The organism is Methylobacterium sp. 285MFTsu5.1 (assembly GCF_000383455.1).
Lineage (GTDB): Bacteria > Pseudomonadota > Alphaproteobacteria > Rhizobiales > Beijerinckiaceae > Methylobacterium.
In genome coordinates this window covers 305,713-332,466 of the sequence record NZ_KB911273.1, presented here as the reverse complement: position 1 = coordinate 332,466, position 26,754 = coordinate 305,713, and the positions used below count along the sequence as shown (strand labels likewise).

The window sequence follows — 26,754 nt, the reverse complement described above, 5'->3', positions numbered from 1 at the left end:
AGAGCCCGTCCGGTAAGGGTCTGAGGCGGGGTTGAGTGGCCGGGATGGCGATGATTCCAGGAGGGTGCTGAAGCCTGACCTGGAAGCGCCATGTGGACCCCGACCACCCGGCGGCAGCATAGCCGCGTGGGCCTTCGCTATGAAACCGACCTTACCGACGCCGAGTGGGCGGTGATCGAGCCACTGATGCCGAGGCCAGCGCCCTGTGGCCGGCCTCCGCTCTGGACGACACGGGAGGTCCTGAACGCCATCTTCTACGTTCTGAGAGGTGGGATCTCCTGGCGGTTGATACCCAAGGATCTGCCGCCGCGCTCGACCACGTTCGGCTACTTCAGCCGCTGGCGCGACACAGGGCTGTTTGGCCGGATCAACCACCACCTGGTCATGGCCGATCGCGAGCGAGTCGGACGGGAAGCCTCACCGTCTGCCGCGGTCCTCGACAGCCAAAGCATCAAGACGACGGAGAGCGGCGGCCCTCGCGGCTACGATGCCGGCAAGAGGGTCAAGGGGCGCAAGCGCCAAGCGCTGGTCGACATGGACGGGCGCGCGCTCGTCCTCGATCCTCAGCCTGCCGACGTACAGGACCGCGACGGAGCCGTGCCGGTGCTGCGCCTGTCGCGTCGGACCTTCCCGTTCATCGCCAAAGCCTTCGCCGATGCAGGCTATGCCGGCAACAGACCGGCGACCGCCACGATCATCACGGTCGAGATCGTGCGCAAGCCGCCCCATCAAGTCGGCTTTGCCGTGCATCCACGCCGCTGGGTGGTCGAACGGTTCTTCGCCTGGATCAGCCGCAATCGCCGCCTCTGGAAGGACCCAGAGGCGACTATCGCCTCGGCCAGAGCATTCCTCTACGCGGCAGCCGTCATGATCCTCGTCAGGCGGCTTGCCCGCTCAGTCTGACTTCTCGGACGGACTCTGAGGCGTTAATGGCTTTTCCGGTGCAACATCATACGTCGGCTGGTCTCCCGGCTACGCCCGAAATCCTCACAGATCACAGGCTTCTACCGCTTGGCCTTCAGAGCGCGGATGAAGGCCTGACAATTTTCCGATCGGCTTCACAGTCCAGATCGTCTCACAACCGAAGCATCTCACCTGCATAGGCGAGTTCCCTGGATCGCACATCGCCTGAGAGCAGGGCTATCTCTAATTCGCCCAGCGCTTCTGAGATGCGCTTCAGAACATCTGAACTCGATCCGTCTCTTCGTTCTGTCCGGTCGAGCTATGGTGAATCACGAGACGGTTCGGTACGCCGCCGTTGCGGGGGTCGAGCGGCTGACCACTGTTCTGATCGCGGCCAGTGACGTTGTGACGATTCGTCACCAGCACTGGGCCCCTTAGCGCAAAAACGACGAAGCCGGTTGCGACTGCCAGCAGCGTATCGTTGAAAAGCATCTCAATGAACAGGGACTTCAGACTCGGTTCCGCAACGGCAATAGGGGGCACCCCGGAGGGCACTTTGGGGGCACCTCTGATGTGGATTGCCACAAGCCGTTGATCAAGAAGAGCTTTTTATGGAACCGTGAAGTTGGCGGAGGGAGCGGGATTCGAACCCGCGATACCGTTTCCGGTATACACACTTTCCAGGCGTGCGCCTTCAACCACTCGGCCACCCCTCCGTCCGCGAACCGGGCGCCCGGGCGCGCAAACGGCGCGCCGGGCGCGGCCAGGGCCGCGCGGTGCCGTGCTGTTAGCCGGGTGTGCCGTCCGGCGCAAGGCGCTGACGGCCGGGCGATGCGAAAACCGCCCGGCCGCGTCCCTCACCCCTCGGCGTCGTCGAGGTGGAAGCGGACATGCTCCACGTTCGCCCGCTCGAAGGCCTGCATCACGTGCTGGTAGGAGCGCTCCATGGCGTTGTCCTCGACCCCGGGGCTATCCTCGGGCTTCAGAACGAACATCAGGAGCGAGCGCCCGGTCACGTCGTAGCCGGAGCCGAACTTGAAGCTCTCCACGTCCTGGCTGTCGGGCAGGTTGGTGTCGAGGAGCCGCGTCCAGGCGACGCCGCCGACCGATTCCGGCAGCGTGAACGTGACGAGGTCGTGGTAGGCGTTGAACATGATCAGCAGCGTCGCGTCGCCGCCGCGGCGGTGCAGGCCGGTGGCCTGGGCGCGCCCGTCGAGCTGGACCGCGAAGGCCCGGGCCTCGCCGTCCGACCAGTTCTCGCCCGCCATCTCGCTGCCGTCCGGCCGCAGCCACGTCACGTCCTTGACGCCGAACTCCTCGTCGTACTGGCCGGTGAGGAACCGCCCGCGGCTCAGGATCGGCAGGGCGTTGCGCAGGATGATCAGGCGCTGGGTGAACTCGGCCAGATCCCGCTCCTCGTCGCCGATCGCCCCCCAGTCGAGCCAGGAGACCTCGTTGTCCTGGCAGTAGGCGTTGTTGTTGCCCTTCTGGGTCCGGGCGAACTCGTCGCCGGCGAGCAGCATCGGCGTGCCGCGGGACAGGAACAGGGTCGCCAGCATGTTGCGCATCTGGCGCAGGCGCACCGCCCGGATCTCGGGGTCGTCCGTCGGGCCCTCCACCCCGTAATTGTACGAGAGGTTGTGCGAGTGGCCGTCGCGGTTGCCCTCGCCGTTCGCCTCGTTGTGCTTGTCGTTGTACGAGACCGTGTCGTGCAGGGTGAAGCCGTCATGGGCGGTGAGGAAGTTCACCGAGGCCCAGGGCTTGCGCCCGCGCTTGTTGAACTTGTCGGCCGAGCCCGAGACGCGCGCCGCCAGGTCCGGCAGCAGCCCGCCGTCGCCCTTCCAGTAGGCGCGGACGTCGTCGCGGAACCTGTCGTTCCACTCGGCCCAGCCCGGCGGGAAGCCGCCGACTTGATAGCCCCCCGGGCCGCAATCCCACGGCTCGGCGATCAGCTTGACGTTGTTCAGCACCGGGTCCTGCCGGCAGGTGTCGAGGAAGCCGCCGCCCTCGTCGAAGCCGTAGGGCTCGCGGCCCAGGATCGTGGCGAGGTCGAAGCGGAACCCGTCCACCTGCATCTCCTGCGCCCAGTAGCGCAGGGAGTCGGTGACGAGTTGCAGCACTCGCGGATGCGACAGGTTGAAGGTGTTCCCGGTGCCGGTGTCGTTGATGTAGTAGCGCGGATCGTTCGGCAGCAGCCGGTAGTAGGAGGCGTTGTCGACGCCCTTGAACGACAGGGTCGGACCCTTCTCGTTGCCCTCGGCGGTATGGTTGTAGACCACGTCGAGGATCACCTCGAGGCCGGCGCCGTGGAAGCGCGAGACCATCTCCTTGAACTCGGAGAAGGCGAAGTCCGGCACCGCCGCGTAGCGGCGCGCGGGGGTGAAGAACGAGATCGTGTTGTAGCCCCAGTAATTCACCAGGTCCTTCTGCTGCAGGTAGTCGTCCTGCACGAAGGCGTGGACCGGCAGCAGCTCCACCGAGGTGACGCCGAGGCTCTTGATGTAGTCGAGCACGTCCCGGGTGCCGAGGCCGGCATAGGTGCCGCGCAGCTTCTCCGGCACCCGCGGGTCGAGCTTGGTCATGCCCTTGACGTGGGTCTCGTAGATGATCGTCTTCTCCCACGGGACCAGCGGCTTCTGGTGCCGTCCCCAGGTGAAGGCCGGGTCGATGACGCGGGAGCGGCGCGTGTAGGGGGCGCTGTCGCGCTCGTCGAAGGTCAGGTCGTCGCCCGTCTCCATCTGGTAGCCGAACAGCGCCGGGTTCCAGGTGATCGAGCCGACGAGCCCCTTCGCGTAGGGGTCGATCAGCAGCTTGTTGGGGTTGAAGCGGTGACCGGCCTTGGGCTCGTAGGGGCCGTGGACGCGGTAGCCGTAGATCGTGCCGGGGCGCGCGTCGGGCAGGTAGCCGTGCCAGATCTCGTCCGTGTACTCGGGCAGCTCGATCCGCTCGATCTCCTGGTCGCCCTGGTCGTCGAACAGGCAGAGCTCGACCTTGGTGGCGTGGGCCGAGAACAGCGCGAAATTGACCCCAAGCCCGTCCCAGGTGGCGCCGAGGGGATAGGGGCGGCCTTCCTGGATGCGCGAGCGGGTCGCGCGGGCCTGCGATGCGGGACGACGGGAATCGGACATGGACACTCCGGAACGCGACCCGCACGGCCACGTGCCGCTGCGGGGAGCCCCTGGTGAACGTGTCGAAAACAGCGAAGCTCCCGCATCGCCGCAAAAATCGCGGGGGGCGTGACGACCGTCCCGCGCTCAGTTCGAGGCCGCGGCCGTGAAGCTCCGGTCCAAGGCCCGCCCGACATCGAGGGGCTTCGACAGGATGCCGTACCGCGTCGCCCGGTCCGAGGCCGCCTGGACCTCCCTCACGACGTCCGCGTCGAGCGCGATCGGGCTCGTCCGCTGCGCCGTGTAGGCCGCACGCAGGACGTCTTCGGGCAGCTTGGTCAGCGCGGCCGTGTTCCGGGCGTAGGCGTCGAGGTGGTCCAGCGACCAGAGCCGCGCCCGGTTCAGGCGGCTCAGGAAGTCCTGGAGGGCCGCCCGCTTGGTGGCGATGGCGCTGTCCGTGGCGACGACGAAGGTGATGGTCGGCGTGAGGCCCGCGCCGTCCGCGATCGGCCGGGCCTTGTCCATGAGCGTCGCGAACGCGACGTAGGGCTCCCAGACCGCCCAGGCATCCACCGAGCCGGCCATCAGCGCGACCTTGGCGTCGACCGGGTTGAGCGGCGCGAACGTGGCCTCGGACGGCGCGATCCCGGCCTTCTCCAGCGTCGCGCTGATCAGGAACTGGCCCCAGCCGCCGCGGGTGCCGGCGAGTCGCTTTCCCTTCAGGTCGGCGGCCGAGCGGATCGGTGAATCCGCGCGGACCAGGATGGCCTGCGTCCGCGGATCCGACTTGGTGCCGCCGATCGCCTTGATCGGCGCCCCGGCCGCGACGGCGGTGAGGACGGAGAGGTCGCCGGTGTAGCCGACATCGAGGGCGCCGGCGTTGAGCGCTTCCAGGATCGGCGCGGCGGCGGGGAATTCCGACCACTCGATCCGGTAGGGCAGATCCTTCGCGTCGCCGGCGATCTCGAGGAGCGACCGGTTCCCGCCCTTCTGATCGCCGACCCGCAGGACGACCTCCTCCGCGCGGGCGGTCACCGCGGCCAGCATCGTCGTGGCCAGCGTCAGTGCGGCGGCGAGCAGCGTCCCGGCGAGCCGGCGGCCGCCGGGACGCGCGTGAGATCCGATGAGCATGAGGCCTGCCGCGATCCGCTGCCCGCGTTGTGCGGGGCTGTTCTGTGGAGGGCCGATTTTATGCTTGCCGCCAGGGCGGTCAACGAAAAGAAAATCTGTATTGTCCGCGGTCGATGCGCGAGATGACATCCGATCGACCCGCGCGGGGAGACGAATGTCTTTCCCCGCGCGCCGGGCCGGTCAGCGGGCGGGTGGGAACGCGTCCGCCAGGTAGGCCCGCACGAAGCCCGGCATCCGCGCGGCGTCGATGTCGTCGCGGCCGCGCACCACGTGCATCCGGGCGAGTTCCGGCTCGGCCTCGGCGCCGAGATGGTCGGCGATCCGGGCCACGAGCCGCGCGGCCGGCTCGGGGAAGCGCACCGGCCGGAGGAAGGCGAGCTGGCCTTCCCCCTCCAGCAGCACCCAATCCGTTTCGGCCTCGTCCGGCAGCGCGAGGCCGGTCTCCTCGGCGAGTTCCCGGGCGGCGCTGCCGGTGAGATCGACCTGCGCGCCGCGCACGTCGTCCGGATCCGGGGTGCCGCACGGGAAGTACAGCTGGCCGGCATTGGCCGTGTGGGGGCCCATCTCGCCGAGCAGGACGGCGCCGTCCGCCGTCCAGGGTACGATCGCCGCGAAGGCGTTGGCGATGCGGGCCTCTGCGTGGGGCCTGTCCCGGTAATAGGTGAAGGTCGCGTAGCGCGTCGCGAACAGGTCGAGGCGGGCGACCCCGTCGGCGACGGCGTGGTCGCAGCACAGCAGGACGGTCCCGTCGAACATGCCGGGGCTGCGGCGCAGCCGGGTCTGCCAGTGGGCCGCGATGGCGGCTTCGTGCACGCGCGGGAAGGCCCAGTCGTGGTCTACGAACCGCGCCGCCACCTCCGCGACGCGGGTGATCCGGAAGCCGTCGAAGACGCCGTCGGAGGAGCCTTCAGACATGCAGGCTGCCGTCCGACAGGATCACGGCGGCGCCGCCGATCTCGACGCCCTGCAGGGCGCCGGCCGCGATCGTGAGCTGGAGCGCGATGTCGCTCGGCCGCCCCATCGCCTCGCCCTGGCGGATCGCCACGTCGTGGGTGCCGTCGCCCAGCGCCTCGAATTGCATCAGCACCCCCGCGAAGGCGGAGGCCGCCGAGCCGGTGGCGGGATCCTCCGGCACGCCGACATTCGGCGCGAACATGCGGACGCGCCAGCGCTGACCGGTGCCCTCGGGATCCGGGGCGTAGAGGTAGAGCCCGTCGGCCGGATTGGGCGCCTGGGCCGTCCGGGCGGCGTCGAGGGCGGCGACCGACGCCACCGGCACGCAGGTGAAGGTCGGCCCCACGCCGTGGCGGCTCGGCGCGTGCCGGCCGGTGCCGATGTCGCCGGGCTCGAGGCCCAGGAGCCGCGCCAGCGCGGCGGGATCGGGGCCGGGACCGAGGTAGTCCGGCAGGACCGGGAGGCGGAACCGGGCCCGTCCGCCGGTCCCGTCCGCCAGGGTCTCGACCACGCAGGGGACGATCCCGATCCCCTCCTCCAGGCCGAAGGCCCGGGCGTCGCCCCGCGTCGGGTCCTGCAGCGCCAGCAGCACGGCCGTGCCCACCGTCGGGTGCCCGGCGAAGGGCAGCTCCCGGGCGGGGGTGAAGATGCGCAGCGACGCCCGGTGCCGGGCCTCCGCGGGCGGGAAGACGAAGACCGTCTCCGACAGGTTGAACTCCCGCGCGATGGCCTGCATGGCCGCGGTGTCGAGCCCCTCCGCGTCGAGCACCACGGCGAGTGGATTGCCGGCGAGCCTCCGCTCGGTGAACACATCGAGGGTGACGAAGCGGCGCGCCATCGGGTCGATCCTTCCTGCTCTCTGCGGACTTGGGCGGAGCGGTTTGCCGGGGGCGCCTCAGACCGCCTCGACCGGAAATCGCGCGCTCGGGTTCACATACTCCTCCTGCGCGGCGACCGTCAGGATCTCCCGCGATCCCGCCTCGGCGGTGCGCTTGAGCAGCCCGTAGATCGACGCCGCCGCCGCGCCCAGCGCCGCCTCGGCCGAGCCAGTCCGGGCGTAATGCACCAGGAACAGCGCCGCGATGCAGTCGCCGGCCCCGTTCACCGCGATGGCGAGCCGCGGCGTCCGGACCCGGAACACCCGCCCCTCCGCGCCCGCGAGCAGGTCGATGCTGTCGGCGGGCGTGTCGGCGCAGAGCGCCGAGGTGACCAGGACCACCCGCGGCCCGCGCGCCCGGAGCGCCGCGATCGCGGCCCCGGCCTCCGCCAGGGTGCCGCTCGGCAGGCCGGTGAGCAGGCCGAGCTCGAACTGGTTGGGGGTAAGGATGTCGGCGGCCGGGACAGCGCGCTCGCGCAGGAACGCCTCGATGCCGGGCCGCACGTAGACGCCCTCCTCGACGTCGCCGATCACCGGGTCGCAGCAGTAGAGCGCCCGCGGGTTCGCCGCGCGCACGGCGTCCACCGCCTCCAGGATCGCGGCGCCGATCTCCGCCGAGCCCATGTAGCCCGACAGGACCGCGTCGCAGCGGCCCAGGACGCCGCGCTCGCCGATGCCGCGCACCACCTCGCGGATCATCGCCGCGTCGAAGACAGGGCCGCGCCACGCGCCGTAGCCGGTGTGGTTTGAGAACTGCACCGTGTGGACCGGCCAGACCTCGACCCCGAGCCGCTGCATCGGGAACACCGCCGAGGCGTTGCCGACATGGCCGTAGGCGACGTGGGACTGGATCGACAGGACGTTCAACGCGGGACTCGCTCGTTGTCCCGCTACGGTTAGCCGGTTCCCGCGCCGGCCGCACCCCTGTCCCTTGCCGCCCTCCCCCGCGCGCCTCAGATGGGACCGACCCTCCCCCTATCCCTAAAGCCCCGTTCGGAGCCCCATGGACATCGAAGCCCTGCGCACCTCGACCCTCGCCTTCGTGGAGGCGCACAAGGCCTGGACGCCGGTCATCGCGGGTGGCCTCGCCTTCTGCGAATCGATCGCGATCCTGTCGCTGTTCGTCCCGGCGACCGTGATTCTGGTCGGCATCGGGGCCCTCGTCGGCGGCGCCGACATCCCGTTCTGGCCGGTGGTGATCGCCGCGGCGCTCGGGGCCGCCCTCGGCGACTGGATCTCGTACGAGGCAGGGCGCTGGCTCGGGCCGGGGGCAAAGACCAAGTGGCCGCTGCGGCGCTATCCCGAACTGATGGCCAAGGCCGAGGCCTTCATCGGCCGCTGGGGCATCGCTGCGGTGGCGCTGGGACGCTTCTTCGGGCCGGCCCGCGCCCTGGTCCCGCTCTTCGCCGGGATCCTCGGCCTGGCGCGGCTGCCGTTCCAGCTGGCCAACGTCGCCTCCGCCCTGATCTGGGCCTTCGTGCTGCTCGCGCCCGGGGCCGGGCTGCTCACGTGGCTCGACCGATAATGCGGCTCGACCGATGATCCGGCCCGACCGCTGATGCGCCGCTTCCCGCCCGAGCGGATCGTCTGCCTCACCGAGGAGACGGTCGAGACCTTGTACCTCCTGGGCGCGGAGGACAGGATCGTCGGCGTCTCGGGCTACGCGGTGCGCCCGCCCCGGGTCCGCCGGGAGAAGCCGCGCGTCTCCGCCTTCACCAGCGCGGACATCCCGAGGATCCTGGCGCTGGCGCCGGACCTCGTCCTGGCCTTCTCGGACCTCCAGGCCGGCATCGTCGCCGACCTCGCCCGCGCGGGCGTGGCGGTCCACCTGTTCAACCAGCGCGACGTGGCGGGCTGCCTCGCGATGGTGCGCACGCTCGGCGCCCTCGTGGGCCTGCCGGAGCGGGCCCAGACCCTGGCGGCGGGCCTCGAGGCGCGGCTGGCCGCGGCCGCCGCCTCGGTCCGGGAGCGGCCGCCCCCGCGCGTCTACTTCGAGGAGTGGGACGCGCCGATGATCTCCGGCATCGGCTGGGTCTCGGACCTGATCGGCCTCGCGGGCGGGCGGGACGTCTTCCCGGAGCTGAGCCGCCAGCCGGCCGCGAAGGACCGGATCGTCACCGCCGAGCAGGTGATCGCGGCCGCGCCCGACGTGATCCTCGCCTCGTGGTGCGGCAAGCGGGTCAATGTCGAGCGCATCCGGTCCCGACCCGGCTGGGCGGCGATCCCGGCGGTGCGCGACGGGCGCATCCACGAGATCAAGTCGCCGCTGATCCTGCAGCCCGGCCCGGCCGCCCTCACCGACGGGTTCGACGCGATCCGGGCCTGCCTAGGGTGATCGCCCCGGGGTGATGCGTGGGGCGATGCCGCGCCGCAGGTGACGGACCGGGCGCGACTTGGCAGGATGTCCCGATTCGGTACAGACGCACCCGCAGACGCATCCCCGAGCTCGATGTCCGCTTCCCTCGGCCTTCCCGATTCCGCGCCCCCGGCCGTCGAGGCGCTGCTGCCGCCCGACCGGCGGCAATCGCCCACGGCCCTGCGCATCCAGCGCGGCGTGCGCCGGCTGTTCTCCGAGATGGGCTGCGTCACCCTGCCGGAATTCTCCCTCGTCAACGGCCGCCGCGCCGACGTGATCGCGCTCTGCGGCGCCGGCAAGCTCACGATCGTGGAGATCAAGTCGAGCGTGGCCGATTTCCGCGCCGACCGGAAATGGCCGGATTACCGCGATTTCTGCGACCGGTTCTTCTTCGCCATCCCGGAGGACGTGCCCGAGACGCTGATCCCCGAGGAGTGCGGCCTGATCGTCGCCGACGCCTACGGGGCCGGGATCCTGCGGGAGCCGCCGGAGCACCCGCTGAGCGGCGCCCGCCGCAAGGCCGTGACGCTGCGCTTCGCCCACAGCGCCGCGCGCATCCTGCACGCGCTGGCCGATCCGGGCGCCGTGCGGGAAGGGGCGCTGTAGGTCGCTGACCGCACCCCGACCCTCGGCGGACCCACGGCCGATGCGGTATTCATCCGACCGGGAAACGTCCTAGAACGGCCGCGCTTGCCGGGCCTCCGGCGCCGGGCCCGATCCACCGATGACATCCGTCGCCCTGTTCGAGCTGATCCTCGGTCTCCTCGGCGCGGCCCTGCTGCTGTCGCTGGCGGCCGGGCGCCTCGGTTTCCCGCCGGCCGCCGCCCTCGTCGTCGGCGGCATGGCGCTGGCGGTGGTGCCGGGCCTGCCGGCCTTCGATCTCGATCCGGACCTGATCATGGTCCTGTTCCTGCCGCCGCTCCTGCTGGAATCCGCTTACTTCACCGTCTGGCGCGACTTCCGGGCGAGCCTCGGCCCGATCCTGTCCCTGTCCCTCGGGGCGGTGGTGTTCACGACCCTGGTGGTCGGCGTCGTCGCCCACGCGGTGGTGCCGGGCCTGCCCTGGGCGGCCTGCTTCGCGCTCGGCGCCATCGTGTCGCCGCCGGACGCGGTGGCCGCCAAGGCGGTGCTCGCCCGCGTCGCCCTGCCCCGCCGGATGATCACGGTGCTGGAGGGCGAGAGCCTCGTGAACGACGCCTCGGGCCTCGTGCTCTACCGCTTCGCGGTGGCGGCGGCGCTCACCGGCACCTTCAGCGCCTGGGCGGCGGCCGGCAGCTTCGCGTGGCTCGCGGTGGCGGGTGTCGCGGTCGGGATCGCGTGCGGGGTGGCGGTGACCCTGGTGATACGCCGGATGCAAGACGCGAACGCCATCACGGTGCTGAGCTTCCTCGCCGCCTACGTCGCCTACCTCGCGGCCGAGGAGATCCACGCCTCCGGTGTCCTGGCCGTGGTCGCCTGCGGCCTGATGATGGGCGGCCGGGAGCACGAGACCTTCGACGCCCATGCCCGCCGCCATTCCGTGGCGGTGTGGGAGTTCGTGGTCTTCGTGCTGGAGGCCCTGGTCTTCGTGCTGATCGGCTTGGCGCTCCGCGGCGTGCTCGCCCGGACCGGCGGCCAGATGGGCGCGCTCGCGGCGGAACTGCCGCTGGCGCTCGCCGTCACGGCGACCTGCGTCGTCGCCCGTCTGCTCTGGGTGTTCCCAGCCGTCTACCTGCGGCGGCTCCTGTCGCCGCGGGTCCGCGCGCAGGAGCCTGCCCCGAACCCGGCCGTGCCGCTGATCGTCGGGTGGGCCGGCATGCGCGGGGTCGTGACCCTGGCGGCCGCCCTGGCTCTGCCGGTGGATTTCCCCGGCCGCGACGCGATCCTGGTCGCGGCCTTCGCGGTGATCCTGTTCACCGTGCTCGTGCAGGGCACGACCCTGGGGCCGCTGATCCGCAGCCTCCGCCTCGACCCCGCGGCGCACCTCTCCGAGGGCCACCTCGACGCGCCGATGGCCCGCGTCGTCGTGAACGAGGCCGGGCTCGCCGCCCTGCAGGGCTTGGTGTTCGCCGAGACCGGGGCGCTGAAGCACCCGCGCCTCGTGGAGGAGTACCGCCGCCGGGTGCGGGCGGCCTCGCGGGACCGCGACGAGCGGGCGGCGCTGGAGGCCGAGAAGACCGAGCACTTCGCCGCCGCCCTGCTCGCCGTGCGCTCAGGCCGGTCGGCCCTGATCGACCTGCACCGGCAGAACCGGATCCACAGCTCGGTGCTGCGGCAGCTCGAGACGGAGATCGACTTGGAGGAACTCCATCTCAAGCGTCTGGCCGGGACCGCACCGGCCCACGGCTGAGTCGGGGCGCTGGCGTCAGTGGGCCGCGCACCCGTCCGCCGACTGGCCGTAGCCGCTGTAGACCACCCGAACCTTGCGCAGGCAGCTTCCCTCAGCCTTCGGCGCGGCCGCCACGGGGGCGACCTCTACCGGCTCGACCCGCAGGGTGGCGGCCACCGGCTGGTCTTCGGAAGTGGCGAGCGCACGGCTGGCGCTCATCACGAAGGGCGTGGCGGCCAGCGACGAGATGGCGAGCGCGGCGAAGACGGCGATGTTCTTGCGGCCGAAGCTGGTGCGGATGCGAGCATTGTACATGACGGGTCGTCCGACGTTCTGTATTCGGCAGCGCTGAGGTGCCGAGATCCCCTGTTGCGCTGATAACTTGGCCGTCAGCTCGGCGGTTCCGGTTTATTGCCCAAAAACCGCCACGCTTGAGTGTCCCGGCGCACGTCGGGCGCCGGCGCTCAGAAGATCCTGCGGTACTGCACGAAGCCCGACTTCTCGGCGATCCGGTCGTAGAGCTGCATCGCGTCCGCGTTGGTCTCGTGCGTCAGCCAGTGGACGCGCGAGCAGCCGGCGGCCTGCGCGGCCGCGTAGACGTGCTCGATCAGCCGACGGCCGATCCCGAGCCCGCGCGTGCCGTCCGCCACGAACAGGTCCTGGAGGTAGCAGTAGTCGCCGATCGTCCAGGCCGAGCGGTGGCGGATGTGGTGGACGAGGCCGACCGCCTCGGCACCGCGCCACGCCAGGGCACCGTCCACCGGTTCGGCCGGATCGTTGAGGCGCTGCCAGGTCGTGTTGGTGACCGTGTCCGACAGGTCGACCTTGTAGAAGGACTGGTAGCCCCGCCAGAGCGGCAGCCAAGCGTCCCGGTCGCCGGGGCCGATCGGGCGGATCGCGAGGTCAGGATCCATGATTCTCTCCGTGGGTGCGCAGCGAGCGGACCATCATCGGGACCGCAGAGGCAACCCGGGCTGCCGGCGCCGCGCCCCCGCGGTCGGCACCCTTCGCCTTGCACCCCCGGCCGCCCGCACCTAAACCGGCCCGCCGGCGGCCCCAGCCGCCGCGCGATCCCGAGCCGCCGAGACCGATGTCCGAGAAAAAATCCTTCCAGGGGCTGATCCTGACGCTTCAGGAATTCTGGGCGGCGCAGGGCTGCGTGATCCTCCAGCCCTACGACATGGAGGTCGGTGCCGGTACGTTCCATCCGGCCACGACCCTGCGGGCGCTCGGCCCGAAGCCCTGGAAGGCGGCCTATGTCCAGCCCTCGCGCCGGCCCAAGGACGGCCGCTACGGCGAGAACCCGAACCGGCTCCAGCACTATTACCAGTTCCAGGTCATCCTGAAGCCGAACCCGCCGAACCTGCAGGAGCTCTACCTCGCCTCGCTCGCCGCCATCGGTGTCGACCTGAAGCTCCACGACATCCGCTTCGTCGAGGACGACTGGGAAAGCCCGACCCTGGGCGCCTGGGGCCTCGGCTGGGAGTGCTGGTGCGACGGGATGGAGGTCAGCCAGTTCACCTATTTCCAACAGGTCGCGGGCTTCGAGTGCGCGCCGGTGGCGGGCGAGCTGACCTACGGGCTGGAGCGGCTCGCCATGTACGTCCAGGGTGTCGAGAACGTCTACGACCTCGACTTCAACGGCGCCGAGGGCACCGACCGGATCACCTACGGGGACGTGTTCCTGCAGGCCGAGCAGGAGTACTCCCGCCACAACTTCGAGGCGGCTGACACCGCGATGCTGTTCCGCCATTTCACCGACGCGGAGGCCGCCTGCCGGTCCTACCTCGCGGCCGGCGCGCCGGACGCGGAGGGTGAACGCCACCGCATGGCGCAGCCGGCCTACGACCAGTGCATCAAGGCGAGCCACGTGTTCAACCTGCTCGACGCGCGCGGCGTGATCTCAGTGACGGAGCGCCAGAGCTACATCCTCCGCGTGCGCGAGCTGGCCAAGGCCTGCGGCGCGGCGTGGTTGAGGACCGCCGCCGGCGGGGCGTGAGGTCGTCGCTGGCGCTCGACCAGACGGCTGCGGACGACGCAGTCCGGAGTGCCCAGATGCGCCGCCGTCTTTGCGAGCGCAGCGAAGCAATCCAGGGTCGCGCCTCGCTGCCAGACGTCCCGACGCCCTGGGTCGCTTCGCTGCGTTCGCGATGACGGCGGGGAGCCCTATCGCGGAGCCCCTTGAGCCCTCGCGCGTTGCAACCCCCGCCAACCGGCGCGCCTTGGCGCGTCCGCAGACGCGGGACATGCCCAATGAAGAAGACGATCCTCGCCCTCGGCCTCCTCGGATTCGGCCTCGCCCCCGCGCTGGCGGCCGATCCCGGGCCTGAGGCCACGGTCAAGAAGCTCTACGCCGAGCCGCACCCGAATCACTCCTCCGTGTACTCGAAGCGCCTGCAGGGCCTGTTCGACGCCGACGCGAAGCAGGCCAACGGCGCCACCGGCAACCTCGATTTCGACTACCGCCTGAACGGCGAGCCCCTGAAGCCCGACACGGTGAAGAACCTGACCTTCAAGGAGGCCACCGAGGGCAAGGACCAGGCGAAGGTCACGGTCGAGCGCAAGGGCGGCAACGGCGCCAACGTCATCGTGTACGACCTCGTGCGCGAGGACGGCGGCTGGAAGGTCTCCGACGCCCACGCGATCGGCGACCGGAAGTGGCAGCTCTCGACCATCCTCAAGGGCGAGTCGCGCTGAGCCCCGCGCGCCGACCCTCGACAGGGGTGCGACGCGGCGATATGGCCGCCCCATGCCCGACCTCCTGCTCGAACTCCGCTCGGAAGAGATCCCCGCCCGCATGCAGCGGCGCGCGGCGGAGGATCTGAAGAAGCTCGTCACCGACGCCCTCGTGGCGCGCGGCTTCCTGTACGAGGGCGCCCGGGCGTTCTCGACGCCGCGCCGCTTGGCGCTCCACATTGCCGGCCTGCCCGCCCGGGGCGAGGCCGTGCGCGAGGAGCGCCGCGGTCCGCGGGTCGGCGCGCCCGAAGCGGCCGTCCAGGGCTTCCTGAAGGGCGCGGGCCTGACGAGCCTCGACCAGGCCACGACCGTCACCGACCCGAAGAAGGGCGAGTTCTACCTCGCGGTGATCGAGCGGCCCGGCCGCGAGACACTGGACGTCCTGGCCGAGCTCCTGCCCGAGATCGTCAAGAGCTTCCCCTGGCCGAAATCCATGCGCTGGGGCGCGGCCTCGGCCGAGCCGGGCTCGCTGCGCTGGGTGCGCCCGCTGCAGTCGATCGTAGCGACCTTCGGGCCCGAGACGGAGACGCCGGAGGTGGTCCCCGTCTCGGTGGCCGGGATCGCGGCCGGCACCGTGACCTACGGCCACCGCTTCCTCGCCCCCGAGGCGATCGAGGTGCGCCGGTTCGACGACTACATCCAGGCGCTGGAGCGCGCGAAGGTCATCCTCGACGCCGACCGGCGCAAGGACGTGATCCTGCACGACGCCCGCGACCTCGCCTTCGCCCGCGGCCTCGACCTCGTGGAGGACGAGGGCCTGCTGGAGGAGGTGTCGGGCCTCGTGGAGTGGCCGGTCGTGCTGATGGGCTCGTTCGACGAGAGCTTCCTCGACATCCCCGCCGAGGCGATCCGGGCGACCATCCGGGCGAACCAGAAGTGCTTCGTTCTGCGCAAGGGCGGCTCGGAGGACCTGGCGCCGGCCTTCATCCTGGTCTCGAACCTCGTCGCCACCGACGGTGGCCAAGCGATCACCGCCGGCAACGAGCGGGTGGTCCGGGCGCGCCTGTCCGACGCGAAGTTCTTCTGGGAGACCGACAAGGCGACCCGCCTGGAGGACCGGCTGCCCAAGCTCGACGCCATCGTCTTCCACGAGAAGCTCGGGACGCAGGGCGAGCGCATCGCCCGCATCGCGGCCCTGGCGAAGGACCTCGCGCCGCTGGTGGGGGCCGACCCGGCGCGCGCCGAGCGCGCCGCGCGCCTCGCCAAGGCCGACCTCGTCACCGAGATGGTCGGCGAGTTCCCCGAGCTTCAGGGGTTAATGGGCCGCAAATACGCGGCGCTCCAGGGCGAGCACGACAGCGTCTGCGCGGCCATCGAGGAGCACTACAAGCCGCTCGGCCCCTCCGACCGGGTGCCGACCGATCCGGTCTCGATCGCGGTGGCGCTCGCCGACAAGCTCGACACGCTGGCGGGCTTCTGGGCGATCGACGAGAAGCCCACGGGCAGCAAGGATCCGTTCGCCCTGCGCCGGGCGGCGCTGGGCGTGATCCGGCTGATCCTTGACCGCGGCCTGCGCCTGCGGCTGCTGGAGCAGGTCGGCGCGGCGGATCGCGGCCTCGCCGGGCGGGCCGGTGCCGACGCGCGGGATCTCCTCGGCTTCCTCGCCGACCGCCTGAAGGTCTATCTCCGCGACCAGGGCGCCCGCCACGACCTGATCGACGCCGTCTTCGCCCTCCCCGGCCAGGACGATCTGCTGATGGTCGTGCGCCGCGTCGAGGCGCTCGGCCACTTCCTCGACACCGAGGACGGCAAGAACCTGCTGGCGGGCTACAAGCGCGCGGCCAACATCCTGCGGATCGAGGAGAAGAAGGACGGCCGCGCCTACGATTCCGCGCCCGACGCGGCGCTGGCCGCCGCGGGCGAGCCGGCCGAGCGGGCGCTCGCCGAGGCGCTGGCGAAGGCGCGGGAGACCGCCTCGGCGGCCGTGGCGCGGGAGGATTTTTCCGGCGCCATGCAGGCGCTCTCGACGCTGCGCGCGCCGGTCGACGCGTTCTTTCAGGACGTGACCGTCAACGCCCCCGATCCGAAGCTCCGCGAGAACCGCTTGGCTCTGCTCAACGCGCTCCGCGCCGCGACGCGGGAGGTGGCGGATTTCTCGAAGATCGAGGGGTGAGGCGCACGACGTCCTCAATCCCACTCGCGCTCTCATCCTGAGGTGCCGGAGCGTAGCGGAGGCCTCGAAGGAGACCTCCAGCCAGCCGTGCGATCCTTGGAGCCCTCCATCGAGGCTCGCTGCGCTCGCACCTCAGGATGAGGTGGTCTGATGGGAGAGCGGACCCACCGCCCTCACCCGTGATCGTGGCCGGTATGGTCGTCCGGCTCCGGCAGGGTCAGGCCGAAATGGCTCACCAGATCGGCCACCTGCCCGGGGCTCAGCTGCCGCGGGTTGAGGTTGCGCAGCAGCAGGTAGAGCTTGGCGGTCTCCTCCAACTCCTCGGTGGCGAAGACCGCGCCCTCCAAGCTGTCGCCGGCCACCACCGGTCCGTGATTGGCGAGCAGCACCGAACTGTACTTACCCGCGAGGCCCCGGATCGCGTCCGCCACGGCCGGGTCGCCCGGCCGATAGTAGGGCACGAGCGCCGTGCCGCCGGTCCGCATCAGGTAGTAGGGCGTCAGCGGCGGCAGCACCTGCCTGGGGTCGACCTCCGGCAGCATCGAGACCGCCACCGCGTGGGTCGAGTGCAGGTGGACGATGGCCTTCGCCTCGTTCCGGCTCTCGTAAAGTGCGCTGTGCAGCGGGATCTCCTTGGTGGGCTTGTCGCCGGAGACCAGCCGCCCCGCATCGTCCAGCCGCGAGATCCGCGCCGGGTCGAGGAACCCGAGCGACGCGTTGGTCGGCGTCACCAGCCAGCCCCCGTCGGGCAGGCGCAGCGAGATGTTGCCGGACGAGCCCGGCGTCAGGCCGCGCTCGAACAGCGAGCGGCCGTAGCGGCAGATCTCCTCGCGCAGCCGGCTCTCGTCGCTCATGCGGTCGCTCCCTCGATCAGCTCGAATCCGAGATCGATTCTTCTCGGGCCTGCGCCGGTCAGGCAGGCGGCGGCCTGCCGGCCGATCTCCAGGCGCGGCGTGCGCACCGTCGACAGGGGCTGCGGCATCGCCGCCGCGAAGTCGAGCCCGTTGAAGCCGAACAGCGCGATCCGTCCCGGCACCGCCAGCCCCGTCGACAGGCAGGCGAAGTAGCCGCCGAGCGCCATGTCGTCGTTGGAGAAGTAGACCGCGTCGAGATCGGGCACGCGCGCCAGCAGCGCCTCCAGCCCGGCCCGGCCCGAGGCCGGCGAGGACGGTCCCGTCCGGATCTCCTTGCCGTGGAGCGCCAAACCCGCCTGCCCGAGCGCGGCCTCGAACCCGGCGAGCCGCTTGCCCGCGCGCAGGTCGACCGCGAGGTCGTGGCCGAGATAGCCGATCCGCCGGTACCCGCGCGCCACGAGGTGGCGCGCGCTCGCCGCCCCCACGGCCCGGTTGGAGAAGCCGACCACGGCGTCGATCCCCTCCCCGTCCGTGTCGATCATCTCGACCACGCGCACGCCCCCGGCCTTCGCCAGGGCCACCGTCCCGGGATTGTGCTCCAGCCCGGTGAGCAGCAGCGCCGCCGGCCGCCAGGAGAGGAGCGCGGCGGCCAGCGCCTCCTCCCGGTCCGGGTCGTAGTCGCTCACCCCGATCACGCAGGGGACGCCGTCGGCGTCGAGGGCGGCGGTGAGGCCGCGCAGCAGGTCGGGGAAGACCACGTTGGCGAGCGACGGGATGACGACGCCCACGAGCCGCGCGCTCGCCCCCTGGCCGGCGAGGCTGCCGGCGAGGCGATTCGGCACGTAGCCGAGACGGGCGACCGCCTCCGCCACCCGCTCGCCGGCGCGCTTGGAGTAGGAGCCGTGGTTGCGCAGGACCCGCGAGACCGTGCTCTCGCCGACCCCGGCCTCACGGGCGACGTCGGTGAGGGTGACGAGCCGCCCCGGCGGCTGGATGTCGTCCATGGCCCCGCTCTCCCGGCGCGGTTTTTTTTCACGACGCCCGTCGAACCTCCCGGCGTCCTTCCCTCATCCTGAGACGACCGCGAAGCGGGCCCCGAAGGAGGCCTCCGCCACGCTGCAGCGCCTCGGCATAAGGCAGGAGATGGGAAGACCGTCCGCGTCGATCCACGACTGACATAGCCGCCTGCATTATCTCGCACAACCGGATTGGCAGCGCTGCCAAAAGGCGATATGGCACCGCCCCAGCGCCGCCCGACGAGCGGTGAAGAGCGATGTCCGGCAGCCGTGCGGCCCGGACCAGGGAGTACGCCATGCCGGTTCAAGCCGCCCCGCTGGGGGGCGCCACCGCACCCGCGGACGAGAAGTCCTTCGCCGACCGCACCTACGCGAAGGTGTTCTGGCGCCTCGTGCCGTTCCTGATGCTCTGCTACGTCGTGGCGTATCTCGACCGGGTGAATGTCGGTTTCGCCAAGCTCCAGATGTCCCAGGAGCTGAAATTCTCCGAGACGGTCTACGGCCTCGGCGCCGGCATCTTCTTCCTCGGCTACTTCCTGTTCGAGGTGCCCTCGAACGTGATCCTGCACCGGGTCGGCGCCCGGGTGTGGATCGCCCGGATCATGATCACCTGGGGGGTGATCTCCGGGGCGTTCCTCTTCGTGAACTCCGAGTGGAGCTTCTACGGGATGCGCTTCCTCCTCGGTCTCGCCGAGGCCGGGTTCTACCCGGGCGTCATCCTCTACACGACCTCTTGGTTCCCGGCCCATCGCCGGGCCCGGGTGATCGCCGTGTTCATGGCGGCGATCCCGATCTCCGGCATCTTCGGCAACCCGCTCTCCGGCTGGATCATGGACGCGTTCAACGGCGCCCATGGCCTGTCGGGCTGGCAGTGGATGTTCCTGATCGAGGCGGTGCCGGCGGTGCTGATCGGCCTCGCGGTGTTCTTCTACCTCGACAACCGCCCCGCCGAGGCCACGTGGCTGACCGACGCCGAGAAGCAGCTCCTCGAGCGCGACATCGCGGCCGACAACCAGGGCAAGGAGTCGAGCCCGCACTCCATCGCGACCGTGTTCCGCAACGGCCGCGTGTGGTTCATGAGCCTGATCTACTTCGCCTTCGTCACCGGCCAGTACGGGCTGACCTTCTGGATGCCGACGATCGTCAAGGCGTCGGGCGTGCAGGGTAACTTCAACATCGGCCTGATCAGCGCGATCCCGTTCGTGTGCGCCGCGATCGTGATGGTCCTGCTGGGCCGCTCCGCCGACCGGATGCGCGAGCGGCGCTGGCACCTGATCATCCCGGCGCTGATCGGCGCGGTCGCCTTCGTGGTCTCGGCCAACGCCGGCTCGACGACGATCGCCATCGCGGCGCTGTCGGTGGCGGCGGCCGGCGTGCTGACCTGCTCGCCCCTGTTCTGGTCGCTGCCCACGGCGTTCCTCAGCGGCGCGGGCGCGGCGGCCGGCATCGCGCTGATCAACTCGGTGGGGAACCTCGCTGGCTTTGTCAGCCCCTACGTGATCGGCGCACTGCGCGACGCCACCGGCAGCACCGCCACGGGCCTCTACGCGCTCGCCGCCATGCTGGTGGTCGGCGCGGTCTGCGTGTTCGTGACGCCCGCCCGGATGGTCAACCGCTGACCTCTGATCCGGGCGCGACCTGGCCCCTCTCCCGCACGGGAGAGGGGACCCGCGCTTCGAGCGGCGACGCCGAGGCGCCCTTTTCCAGCTTCAGGAGCCGTCCCCGATGACCAACGCAACACCCCGCGCCGCGGTGATCGGCCTGGGCTCCATGGGCTCCGGGATGGCCGGCTCGCTCCTGCGCGCGGGCTTCGCGGTCTCCGCCTGCGACGTGAATCCGGAGGCGGTGGCGCGCTTCGCGACCGCCGGCGGCCGGGGCGCCGCGAACCCCGCCGAAGCGGCGCGGGACGCCGACGTGGTGGTGAGCGTGGTGGTCAACGCCGCCCAGACCGAGGCGGTCCTGTTCGGCGAGGACGGCGCCGCCGCCGCGATGCCGGAGGGCGCGGTGTTCGTCTCCTCCGCCACCATGGATCCGGCCGTTGCCCGGGCGCTGGCGGCGCGGTTGGAGGCCACCGGCCGCCACTACCTCGACGCCCCGATGAGCGGCGGCGCCGCCCGCGCGGCCGAGGGCGGCCTCACCTTCCTTGCCTCGGGCTCGGCGGCGGCCTTCGCGAAGGCGCGGCCCGCCCTCGATGCCATGGCGGGCACGCTCTACGAGCTCGGCGACGCCGCCGGCCAGGGCGCGGCCTTCAAGATGATCAACCAGCTGCTCGCGGGCGTTCACATCGCCGCCGCCTCGGAGGCGATGGCCTTCGCGGCCAAGCAGGGGCTCGACCTCCGGCGCGTCTACGAGGTGATCACCAAGTCGGCCGGCAATTCGTGGATGTTCGAGAACCGGGTGCCGCACATCCTCGACGCCGACTACAGCCCGAAGAGCGCGGTCGACATCTTCGTCAAGGATCTCGGCATCGTGCAGGACATGGCCCGGGCCGAGAAGTACCCGGTCCCGGTGGCGGCGGCGGCCCTGCAGATGTTCCTGATGGCGTCGGGCGCCGGCATGGGTCGGGACGACGACGCCTCGGTGGCGCGGCTCTACGCCCAGGTCTCGGGGGCGAAGCTGCCCGAGAAAGCTTGAGGGGACAGAACCATGCCGCGCTTCGCCGCCAACCTGAGCCTCATGTTCAACGAGGTGCCGTTCCTCGACCGGTTCGAGGCCGCGGCCCGGGCCGGGTTCGACGCCGTCGAGTTCCTGTTCCCCTACGAGCACGCGCCGGACGACATCGGCGCGCGGCTCCGCGCGAACGGCCTGACCCAGGCCCTGTTCAACCTGCCGCCGGGCGACTTCGCCCAGGGCGAGCGCGGGATCGCGGCCTTTCCCGAGCGGTTCGACGAGCTGAAGGCGGGGGTCGACACGGCGCTCCGCTACGCCGAGGCGACCGGCGTCGGCCGGCTCCACCTCATGGCGGGCCTCGCCCCGTGGGACGATCTTAGGGCGGTCGAATCCTACCGCCGGGCCGTGACCTGGACGGCGGAGCGGCTGGCGTCGGCCGGCCTCGACCTCGTCCTGGAGCCGATCAACGGCCGCAACATGCCGGGCTATTTCCTCAACGATTTCGGCCGCGCGGCCGACCTGATCCGCGAGCTCGCCCTGCCGAACCTGAAGCTCCAGTTCGACCTCTACCATTGCCAGATCCTGCACGGCGACGTGACCGTGCGGCTGCGCGCCCTGATGCCGCTCATCGGCCACGTCCAGACCGCGAGCGTGCCCGAGCGGCATGAGCCCGGCACCGGCGAGATGGCCGACTTCTTCCTGTTCGACGAGCTGGACCGGCTCGGCTACCGCGGTTTCGTCGGCTGCGAGTACATTCCGGCCGCCGACACCGTCGCGGGCCTCGGCTGGCTCGCCGCCTACAAGGGGAGCGCCCGATGAGCCTCGCGCTGGGATGCGTCGCCGACGACTACACGGGCGCCTCGGACCTCGCCAACACGCTGACCAAGGCGGGCCTGCGCACGATCCAGACCATCGGCGTGCCTGAGGACGGCCGGTCGCTGCCGGAGGCCGACGCGGTGGTGGTGGCCCTCAAGAGCCGCTCGATCCCCGCCGACCAGGCCGTGGCGCGCTCCCGCGAGGCGGAAGCCTGGCTGCGGGCCCGGGGCGCGGCCCACGTGATGTTCAAGGTCTGCTCGACCTTCGACTCCACCGATGCGGGCAATATCGGTCCCGTGATGGACGCCTTGCGGGCGGAGGCGGGCGAGACCGTCGCCCTCGTCACCCCGGCCTTCCCCGAGACCGGGCGGAGCGTCTACCAGGGCAACCTGTTCGTCGGCTCGGTGCCGCTCAACGAGAGCCCGCTCAAGGACCACCCGCTGAACCCGATGCGCGACGCCAACCTCGTGCGCGTGCTCGGGCGCCAGAGCGGCAGTCCCGTCGGCCTGATCGACACCGCCACGGTGGCGAAGGGCGCGGAGGCCGTGGCCGCCCGCCTCGACGCCCTCGCGCAGGAGGGCAAGGGCGCCGCCATCGCGGACGCGATCTTCGACAGCGACCTCGAGGTGCTCGGCCGGGCGATCGTCGGCCGCAAATTCTCGGTGGGCGCGTCCGGCCTCGGCCTCGGCCTCGCCCGGGCGCTCGCGGCCGACGGGCGGGGAACCCAGGACGCCGCCGGCGCGGCCGTGGGCGAACCGGTGGGTGGCGCCTCCGCCTGCCTCGCCGGCAGCTGCTCGCAGGCAACCCTCCAGCAGGTCGCCGCCGCGGAAACGATCATGCCGGTGCTGCGCCTCGACCCGGCGCGGCTGCTCGCGGGCGACGACGTGGTCGCCGAGGCCCTGGCCTTCGCGGACAAGCACTTGGCCTCGGGCCCGGTACTGATCGCCACCTCGGCGCCGCCCGAGGCGGTGCGCGCGCTCCAGGCCGCCCACGGCGTCGACGCGGCCGGCCACGCCATCGAGGCGGCGCTGGCAGCGATCGCCGAGGGCCTCGTCGCCCGCGGGGTGCGCCGGCTCGTGGTCGCCGGCGGCGAGACCTCCGGCGCGGTGGTCGACCGGCTGGGCCTCACGGCCTTCCTGCTCGGCCCCGAGATCGCCGCGGGTGTGCCGGTGCTGCGCACGGCGGGCCGGCCCGAGCCGATGCTGCTCGCCCTCAAATCCGGCAATTTCGGCGGCGCCGATTTCTTCGGCCGCGCCCTCGACATGATGGCCTGACGCCACAACCCGACGGGAGGTTTTCCATGCACGCCCTGATTCTCGGCGCCGCCGGCATGATTGGCCGCCGCCTCGTGGACGCCCTGGTGAGGGATGGCCGGGTCGGCGGACAGCCGCTCACCGCCCTCACCCTCCTCGACGTGGTCCCGCCCGCGGCGCCCGAGGGCTTCTCCGGTCCGGTGCGGGCCGAGGCGGCCGACCTCACGGCGCCCGGCGCCGCCGAGGCCGCCATCGCCGAGCGGCCGGGGGTCATCTTCCACCTCGCCGCCGTGGTCTCCGGCGAGGCCGAGGCGAACCTCGAGCTGGGCTACCGGGTCAACCTCGACGGCACCCGCCTGCTCCTCGACGCGATCCGGGCGGCCAGCGCGGCGGACGGCTACCGGCCGAAGCTGGTCTTCACCTCCTCACTCGCGGTGTTCGGGCCGCCCTTCCCCAAGGTCATCCCGGACGACCACATCCTGCGCCCGGCCTCCTCCTACGGGGTCCAGAAGGCCATGGGCGAGCTGATGCTCGCCGACTACGCGCGCCGCGGCTTCCTCGACGGGATCGGCCTGCGGCTGCCGACGATCTGCGTGCGGCCGGGCAGGCCCAACAAGGCGGCCTCGGGCTTCTTCTCGGGGATCATCCGCGAGCCGCTCGCCGGCCAGGAGGCGATCCTGCCGGTGCCCGACACGGTGCGGCACTGGTTCGCCAGCCCTGCGGCGGCGGTGGGCTTCCTCACGCACGCGGCCGGGCTCGACCTCGCGGCGATCGGCCCGCGGATCAGCCTGACCATGCCGGGCGTCTCGGCGACGGTGGCGGAGGAGATCGAGGCTCTGCGCCGCGCGGCGGGCGACAAGGCCGTGGCGCTGATCCGGCACGAACCCGACGCCACCATCGCGCGGATCGTCGGCTCCTGGCCGGAGGCGTTCGAGCCGGAGGCCGCCCTGGCCCTGGGCTTCCGGGCGGATGAATCCTTCGACGCGATCGTGGCCCAGCACGTGGCCGAGTTCCACGGGGGCTGAAGCCTCAGGCGAGGGCGGAGCGGATGTCGGTCTGCGGGAAATCGTCGCCGACATAGAGCAGCGGCACGCCGTGCACCTGTGCGCAGGCATAGGCGAAGCAGTCGCCCAGGTTCAGGCGCGCCGGGTGGCGGCCCTTGCCGTAGCGGGCATGGGCCGCAACGGCGATGCGGATTTCTGCAAGGCCGAGGGAGACCATTCCGATACCGACCGTCTCGCGAAAGCTGTTCACGAGTCTCTCGGCGGTCTCAGGCGGCAGTGACCGAATGCGAGCCACCGCCAAGACAGCCTCGAACTGGGCGAGGGCGCTGGTCAGACGACGCGGAGCTTGGCGGAGACAATCTGCCACGCGTTCATATCCCTGCTCCTGGCACAGGATCGCCACCAGCGCCGACGCATCGATGAACATCAGTCCTCATAGAGGCTGTCGTAGAAGGTCTTGTCGGCCTTGAGGCCGGTCTCCGGGTAGGCGGCAAGGGCCTCCTGTATCGGGCGAATCCTCTCCAGAAATTCGGTCAGCGACTCTTCCCGCCGATCCAGCTCGTTCTGAAGCGCGATCCGCACCGCCTCGGTCTTGCTCACGCCGGCCCGCGATGCCAGCTTCTCGGCCAGCTGATTCACCACTTCGCTGCGGATATTGAGCGGCACGATCGCCTCCGTGTAGACAGCTGAGACTAGTGTCTACACATCCGCGCCGCAAGCCCGGTGCAGACACCCGATCAAGGATCCCGATGACCCGCCTCGACGAGGCCCGCGCCGCGCTGAAGAAGACGTTCGGCTACGAGGATTTCCGCCCCGGCCAGGACGAGGTGATCGGCGCGGTGCTCGACGGGACCGACGTGTTCGCCGTGATGCCCACGGGCTCGGGCAAGTCGATGACCTACCAGCTCCCGGCGCTGGTCGATCCGGGGCTCACCGTGGTGGTATCGCCGCTGATCGCGCTGATGCACGATCAGGTCCAGCAGATGCGCAGCGTCGGCATCCGCGCCGCGACCCTGAACTCGACGGTCACGGAAGCCGAATCCCGCGAGACGTGGCGCGCCCTGCGCTCCGGCGACCTGCGGCTGCTGTTCGTCTCCCCCGAGCGCCTGCTGATGGACGGCTGCATGGACGCCCTGCGCGGCGCCGGCGTCCGGCGGCTCGCCGTCGACGAGGCCCACTGCGTCTCGCAGTGGGGGCACGATTTCCGACCGGAGTACCGTGAGATCGCCCGAGCCCGGACGGCGCTGGGCAACGTCCAGACCCTGGCGCTCACCGCCACTGCCGACGCCGCGACCCGCGCCGAGATCGCCGAGCGCCTGTTCCCGCAGGACCGGCCCCCGAAGATCTTCGTCCACTCCTTCGACCGGCCGAACATCCGGCTGACCTTCCAGCCCAAGGACAACCCGGCCCGGCAGATCGAGCGGTTCCTGAAGCACCGGCGCGCGGAGAGCGGGATCATCTACTGCTCGTCGCGCAAGCGCACCGAGCAGCTGGCCGAGACCCTCCGGAAGGACGGGTTCGACGCCCTGCCCTACCATGCCGGCCTCGACCAGGCGACGCGGATGGCGAACCAGGACCGGTTCCTGCAGGAGGACGGGGTGGTGATGACCGCCACCGTCGCCTTCGGCATGGGTATCAACAAGCCGGACGTGCGCTTCGTCTGCCACGCCGACATGCCCAACAACGTCGAGGGCTACTATCAGGAGATCGGCCGCGCCGGCCGCGACGGGCTGCCCGCCGACACCCTGACCCTCTACGGCCTCGACGACATGGCGCTCCGCCGCCGCCAGATCGACGAGAAGGAGATCTCGGACGACCGCCGCCGGGTCGAGCGGCGCAAGCTCGAGGCGATGATCACCCTGTGCGAGGGCGCCACCTGCCGCCGCCAGTCGCTGCTCGCCTATTTCGGCGAGTCGAGCGGCGCTTGCGGCCGCTGCGACCTGTGCCGTGGCGGCGTCACCCTCGTGGACGGGACCGTCCCGGCCCAGAAGATCCTCTCGGCGATCGTGCGCACCGGGCAGCGCTTCGGCGCGGCCTATATCTGCGACGTGGTCCACGGGAAGGAGAGCGACCAGATCCGCCGCAACGGCCACGCGAGCCTCAAGACCTTCGGGGTCGGGGCGGACAAGCCGGTGGCGGCGTGGCGGGCGATCCTGCGCCAGCTCTTCGCCGCCGGGGCGATCGCCGAGAACGCCGACGGCTACGGCGGCCTGTCCATGACCGAGAAGGGCGAGGCGATCCTGTTCGGCCGGGAGCCGGTCCAGCTCCGCCCCGATCCGGAGCCGAAGGCCGAATCCCGCGATCGCCGCCGGGCCGCCGCCCGCGAGGACGGCGAGATCGCCCTCTCGGAGACCGACGAGGCGCTGTTCCAGCACCTGCGCGGCCTGCGCGCCACGCTCGCCCGGGCCGAGGGCATCGCGGCCTTCATGGTCTTCCCGGACCGGACCCTCATCGAGATGGCCCGCCAGAAGCCCGTCGATCTCTGGGCGCTGCGCACCGTCCACGGGGTCGGCGAGCGCAAGCGCGAGGCCTACGGCGACAGGTTCGTGGCCGCGATCGCCGATTTTCTGGCCCATCCGCCGGCCGCGTGACCGGCACCCATACACGGCCAGCAGGGCCGGCGTATTGCAACGCGGTGGCGGAACGCACTAATCCGTCACCGTCGCCGCGCGCGGCCCGGTTCGGGCCGCGCATCGGGTCGAGGGCCCTGCCGGGG

The 26,754-nt window shown here is 71.2% G+C and carries 26 protein-coding genes and 1 tRNA gene; 14 read left to right on the top strand and 13 right to left on the bottom strand.

Features of this window, described 5'->3' with window-relative positions:
- The first annotated feature begins 90 nt into the window (after window positions 1-90).
- Window positions 91-903, top strand: coding sequence for an IS5 family transposase (locus H288_RS0110175; protein ID WP_026604813.1), 813 nt, complete (start codon window positions 91-93; stop codon window positions 901-903).
- 273 nt (window positions 904-1,176) lie between these two features.
- Here the strand turns inward: H288_RS0110175 and H288_RS35080 are convergent, their stop codons facing one another.
- The 7 genes from H288_RS35080 to pdxY form a co-directional block, all read right to left on the bottom strand.
- The gene (locus H288_RS35080) at window positions 1,177-1,395 is read right to left on the bottom strand and encodes a hypothetical protein (RefSeq protein ID WP_158684207.1); all 219 of its coding nucleotides are present in this window, start codon (window positions 1,393-1,395) and stop codon (window positions 1,177-1,179) included.
- A gap of 134 nt (window positions 1,396-1,529) precedes the next feature.
- Window positions 1,530-1,619: transfer RNA gene (locus tag H288_RS0110165), tRNA-Ser, on the bottom strand.
- A 141-nt stretch (window positions 1,620-1,760) separates the two neighbouring features.
- Window positions 1,761-4,031, bottom strand: a complete 2,271-nt coding sequence (glgX, locus tag H288_RS0110160; protein WP_020092480.1) for a glycogen debranching protein GlgX — start codon at window positions 4,029-4,031, stop codon at window positions 1,761-1,763.
- Between the two features lie 126 nt (window positions 4,032-4,157).
- Entirely contained in the window at window positions 4,158-5,141 is a 984-nt protein-coding gene (locus H288_RS0110155) for an ABC transporter substrate-binding protein (RefSeq protein ID WP_020092479.1), read from the bottom strand.
- Between the two features lie 180 nt (window positions 5,142-5,321).
- Window positions 5,322-6,056: an NUDIX hydrolase gene (locus tag H288_RS0110150; RefSeq protein WP_020092478.1), complete on the bottom strand. Its 735-nt coding sequence runs from the start codon at window positions 6,054-6,056 to the stop codon at window positions 5,322-5,324.
- On the bottom strand, window positions 6,049-6,933 hold the full coding sequence (locus H288_RS0110145) for a PhzF family phenazine biosynthesis protein (protein WP_020092477.1): 885 nt from the start codon (window positions 6,931-6,933) through the stop codon (window positions 6,049-6,051). Before H288_RS0110145 ends, H288_RS0110150 begins: the two co-directional genes overlap by 8 nt.
- A 57-nt stretch (window positions 6,934-6,990) precedes the next feature.
- Window positions 6,991-7,839, bottom strand: a complete 849-nt coding sequence (pdxY, locus tag H288_RS0110140; protein ID WP_020092476.1) for a pyridoxal kinase PdxY — start codon at window positions 7,837-7,839, stop codon at window positions 6,991-6,993.
- Window positions 7,840-7,975: 136 nt separating this feature from the next.
- On the opposite strand from pdxY, the gene H288_RS0110135 reads away from it, so the two are divergent.
- The 4 genes from H288_RS0110135 to H288_RS0110120 all read left to right on the top strand — a co-directional run bounded on the left by H288_RS0110135 (window position 7,976) and on the right by H288_RS0110120 (window position 11,657).
- Window positions 7,976-8,497, top strand: coding sequence for a DedA family protein (locus H288_RS0110135; protein WP_020092475.1), 522 nt, complete (start codon window positions 7,976-7,978; stop codon window positions 8,495-8,497).
- 33 nt (window positions 8,498-8,530) lie between these two features.
- Window positions 8,531-9,307: a cobalamin-binding protein gene (locus H288_RS0110130; protein WP_020092474.1), complete on the top strand. Its 777-nt coding sequence runs from the start codon at window positions 8,531-8,533 to the stop codon at window positions 9,305-9,307.
- Between the two features lie 114 nt (window positions 9,308-9,421).
- Window positions 9,422-9,934 carry an MmcB family DNA repair protein gene (locus tag H288_RS0110125; RefSeq protein WP_020092473.1) on the top strand — a complete coding sequence of 171 codons (513 nt, stop codon included), beginning with the start codon at window positions 9,422-9,424 and terminating at the stop codon, window positions 9,932-9,934.
- 118 nt (window positions 9,935-10,052) lie between these two features.
- A complete protein-coding gene (locus H288_RS0110120) occupies window positions 10,053-11,657 on the top strand; it encodes a Na+/H+ antiporter (RefSeq protein ID WP_020092472.1) in 1,605 nt (534 codons plus the stop codon).
- Window positions 11,658-11,672: 15 nt separating this feature from the next.
- Here H288_RS0110120 and H288_RS0110115 read toward each other — a convergent pair whose 3' ends face one another.
- Both H288_RS0110115 and H288_RS0110110 read right to left on the bottom strand, forming a co-directional pair.
- Complete coding sequence (locus tag H288_RS0110115; protein ID WP_020092471.1) at window positions 11,673-11,951, bottom strand: hypothetical protein; 279 nt, start codon at window positions 11,949-11,951, stop codon at window positions 11,673-11,675.
- A gap of 149 nt (window positions 11,952-12,100) precedes the next feature.
- Window positions 12,101-12,550 carry a GNAT family N-acetyltransferase gene (locus tag H288_RS0110110; RefSeq protein ID WP_020092470.1) on the bottom strand — a complete coding sequence of 150 codons (450 nt, stop codon included), beginning with the start codon at window positions 12,548-12,550 and terminating at the stop codon, window positions 12,101-12,103.
- Between the two features lie 176 nt (window positions 12,551-12,726).
- On the opposite strand from H288_RS0110110, the gene H288_RS0110105 reads away from it, so the two are divergent.
- The 3 genes from H288_RS0110105 to glyS all read left to right on the top strand — a co-directional run bounded on the left by H288_RS0110105 (window position 12,727) and on the right by glyS (window position 16,485).
- On the top strand, window positions 12,727-13,635 hold the full coding sequence (locus H288_RS0110105) for a glycine--tRNA ligase subunit alpha (RefSeq protein ID WP_020092469.1): 909 nt from the start codon (window positions 12,727-12,729) through the stop codon (window positions 13,633-13,635).
- A 254-nt stretch (window positions 13,636-13,889) separates the two neighbouring features.
- On the top strand, window positions 13,890-14,333 hold the full coding sequence (locus H288_RS0110100) for a DUF3828 domain-containing protein (protein ID WP_020092468.1): 444 nt from the start codon (window positions 13,890-13,892) through the stop codon (window positions 14,331-14,333).
- A gap of 52 nt (window positions 14,334-14,385) precedes the next feature.
- Window positions 14,386-16,485: a glycine--tRNA ligase subunit beta gene (gene glyS / locus H288_RS0110095; RefSeq protein ID WP_020092467.1), complete on the top strand. Its 2,100-nt coding sequence runs from the start codon at window positions 14,386-14,388 to the stop codon at window positions 16,483-16,485.
- A 173-nt stretch (window positions 16,486-16,658) separates the two neighbouring features.
- Here glyS and H288_RS0110090 read toward each other — a convergent pair whose 3' ends face one another.
- Both H288_RS0110090 and H288_RS0110085 read right to left on the bottom strand, forming a co-directional pair.
- Complete coding sequence (locus tag H288_RS0110090) at window positions 16,659-17,339, bottom strand: aldolase (RefSeq protein ID WP_020092466.1); 681 nt, start codon at window positions 17,337-17,339, stop codon at window positions 16,659-16,661.
- Window positions 17,336-18,343: a LacI family DNA-binding transcriptional regulator gene (locus tag H288_RS0110085; RefSeq protein ID WP_020092465.1), complete on the bottom strand. Its 1,008-nt coding sequence runs from the start codon at window positions 18,341-18,343 to the stop codon at window positions 17,336-17,338. Before H288_RS0110085 ends, H288_RS0110090 begins: the two co-directional genes overlap by 4 nt.
- Before the next feature lie 308 nt (window positions 18,344-18,651).
- On the opposite strand from H288_RS0110085, the gene H288_RS0110080 reads away from it, so the two are divergent.
- The 5 genes from H288_RS0110080 (at window position 18,652) to denD (ending at window position 24,059) form a co-directional block, all read left to right on the top strand.
- Window positions 18,652-19,974, top strand: coding sequence for an MFS transporter (locus tag H288_RS0110080; RefSeq protein ID WP_020092464.1), 1,323 nt, complete (start codon window positions 18,652-18,654; stop codon window positions 19,972-19,974).
- A 106-nt stretch (window positions 19,975-20,080) separates the two neighbouring features.
- On the top strand, window positions 20,081-20,989 hold the full coding sequence (gene ltnD / locus H288_RS0110075; protein ID WP_020092463.1) for an L-threonate dehydrogenase: 909 nt from the start codon (window positions 20,081-20,083) through the stop codon (window positions 20,987-20,989).
- Between the two features lie 12 nt (window positions 20,990-21,001).
- Window positions 21,002-21,784, top strand: coding sequence for a 2-oxo-tetronate isomerase (otnI, locus tag H288_RS0110070; RefSeq protein ID WP_020092462.1), 783 nt, complete (start codon window positions 21,002-21,004; stop codon window positions 21,782-21,784).
- On the top strand, window positions 21,781-23,055 hold the full coding sequence (gene otnK, locus H288_RS0110065) for a 3-oxo-tetronate kinase (protein ID WP_020092461.1): 1,275 nt from the start codon (window positions 21,781-21,783) through the stop codon (window positions 23,053-23,055). Before otnI ends, otnK begins: the two co-directional genes overlap by 4 nt.
- A 26-nt stretch (window positions 23,056-23,081) precedes the next feature.
- Window positions 23,082-24,059 (top strand): D-erythronate dehydrogenase, encoded by a 978-nt coding sequence (gene denD, locus H288_RS0110060; protein ID WP_020092460.1) that lies wholly within the window; start codon window positions 23,082-23,084, stop codon window positions 24,057-24,059.
- A 4-nt stretch (window positions 24,060-24,063) separates the two neighbouring features.
- Here the strand turns inward: denD and H288_RS0110055 are convergent, their stop codons facing one another.
- The gene (locus H288_RS0110055) at window positions 24,064-24,465 is read right to left on the bottom strand and encodes a type II toxin-antitoxin system VapC family toxin (protein WP_020092459.1); all 402 of its coding nucleotides are present in this window, start codon (window positions 24,463-24,465) and stop codon (window positions 24,064-24,066) included.
- Window positions 24,465-24,704, bottom strand: a complete 240-nt coding sequence (locus H288_RS0110050) for a type II toxin-antitoxin system VapB family antitoxin (RefSeq protein ID WP_020092458.1) — start codon at window positions 24,702-24,704, stop codon at window positions 24,465-24,467. Before H288_RS0110050 ends, H288_RS0110055 begins: the two co-directional genes overlap by 1 nt.
- Before the next feature lie 83 nt (window positions 24,705-24,787).
- Here H288_RS0110050 and recQ point away from each other — a divergent pair, with 83 nt between their 5' ends.
- Entirely contained in the window at window positions 24,788-26,629 is a 1,842-nt protein-coding gene (recQ, locus tag H288_RS0110045; protein WP_020092457.1) for a DNA helicase RecQ, read from the top strand.
- Window positions 26,630-26,754: the final 125 nt, after the last annotated feature.

Excerpts from the sequence above, each read along its gene's own strand:
- H288_RS0110175 (WP_026604813.1), top strand. The coding sequence starts at position 91 with ATGTGGACCCCGACCACCCGGCGGCAGCATAGCCGCGTGGGCCTTCGC.
- H288_RS35080 (WP_158684207.1), bottom strand. The coding sequence starts at position 1,395 with ATGCTTTTCAACGATACGCTGCTGGCAGTCGCAACCGGCTTCGTCGTT.
- glgX (WP_020092480.1), bottom strand. The coding sequence starts at position 4,031 with ATGTCCGATTCCCGTCGTCCCGCATCGCAGGCCCGCGCGACCCGCTCG.
- H288_RS0110155 (WP_020092479.1), bottom strand. The coding sequence starts at position 5,141 with ATGCTCATCGGATCTCACGCGCGTCCCGGCGGCCGCCGGCTCGCCGGG.
- H288_RS0110150 (WP_020092478.1), bottom strand. The coding sequence starts at position 6,056 with ATGTCTGAAGGCTCCTCCGACGGCGTCTTCGACGGCTTCCGGATCACC.
- H288_RS0110145 (WP_020092477.1), bottom strand. The coding sequence starts at position 6,933 with ATGGCGCGCCGCTTCGTCACCCTCGATGTGTTCACCGAGCGGAGGCTC.
- H288_RS0110135 (WP_020092475.1), top strand. The coding sequence starts at position 7,976 with ATGGACATCGAAGCCCTGCGCACCTCGACCCTCGCCTTCGTGGAGGCG.
- H288_RS0110130 (WP_020092474.1), top strand. The coding sequence starts at position 8,531 with ATGCGCCGCTTCCCGCCCGAGCGGATCGTCTGCCTCACCGAGGAGACG.
- H288_RS0110125 (WP_020092473.1), top strand. The coding sequence starts at position 9,422 with ATGTCCGCTTCCCTCGGCCTTCCCGATTCCGCGCCCCCGGCCGTCGAG.
- H288_RS0110120 (WP_020092472.1), top strand. The coding sequence starts at position 10,053 with ATGACATCCGTCGCCCTGTTCGAGCTGATCCTCGGTCTCCTCGGCGCG.
- H288_RS0110115 (WP_020092471.1), bottom strand. The coding sequence starts at position 11,951 with ATGTACAATGCTCGCATCCGCACCAGCTTCGGCCGCAAGAACATCGCC.
- H288_RS0110110 (WP_020092470.1), bottom strand. The coding sequence starts at position 12,550 with ATGGATCCTGACCTCGCGATCCGCCCGATCGGCCCCGGCGACCGGGAC.
- H288_RS0110105 (WP_020092469.1), top strand. The coding sequence starts at position 12,727 with ATGTCCGAGAAAAAATCCTTCCAGGGGCTGATCCTGACGCTTCAGGAA.
- H288_RS0110100 (WP_020092468.1), top strand. The coding sequence starts at position 13,890 with ATGAAGAAGACGATCCTCGCCCTCGGCCTCCTCGGATTCGGCCTCGCC.
- glyS (WP_020092467.1), top strand. The coding sequence starts at position 14,386 with ATGCCCGACCTCCTGCTCGAACTCCGCTCGGAAGAGATCCCCGCCCGC.
- H288_RS0110090 (WP_020092466.1), bottom strand. The coding sequence starts at position 17,339 with ATGAGCGACGAGAGCCGGCTGCGCGAGGAGATCTGCCGCTACGGCCGC.
- H288_RS0110085 (WP_020092465.1), bottom strand. The coding sequence starts at position 18,343 with ATGGACGACATCCAGCCGCCGGGGCGGCTCGTCACCCTCACCGACGTC.
- H288_RS0110080 (WP_020092464.1), top strand. The coding sequence starts at position 18,652 with ATGCCGGTTCAAGCCGCCCCGCTGGGGGGCGCCACCGCACCCGCGGAC.
- ltnD (WP_020092463.1), top strand. The coding sequence starts at position 20,081 with ATGACCAACGCAACACCCCGCGCCGCGGTGATCGGCCTGGGCTCCATG.
- otnI (WP_020092462.1), top strand. The coding sequence starts at position 21,002 with ATGCCGCGCTTCGCCGCCAACCTGAGCCTCATGTTCAACGAGGTGCCG.
- otnK (WP_020092461.1), top strand. The coding sequence starts at position 21,781 with ATGAGCCTCGCGCTGGGATGCGTCGCCGACGACTACACGGGCGCCTCG.
- denD (WP_020092460.1), top strand. The coding sequence starts at position 23,082 with ATGCACGCCCTGATTCTCGGCGCCGCCGGCATGATTGGCCGCCGCCTC.
- H288_RS0110055 (WP_020092459.1), bottom strand. The coding sequence starts at position 24,465 with ATGTTCATCGATGCGTCGGCGCTGGTGGCGATCCTGTGCCAGGAGCAG.
- recQ (WP_020092457.1), top strand. The coding sequence starts at position 24,788 with ATGACCCGCCTCGACGAGGCCCGCGCCGCGCTGAAGAAGACGTTCGGC.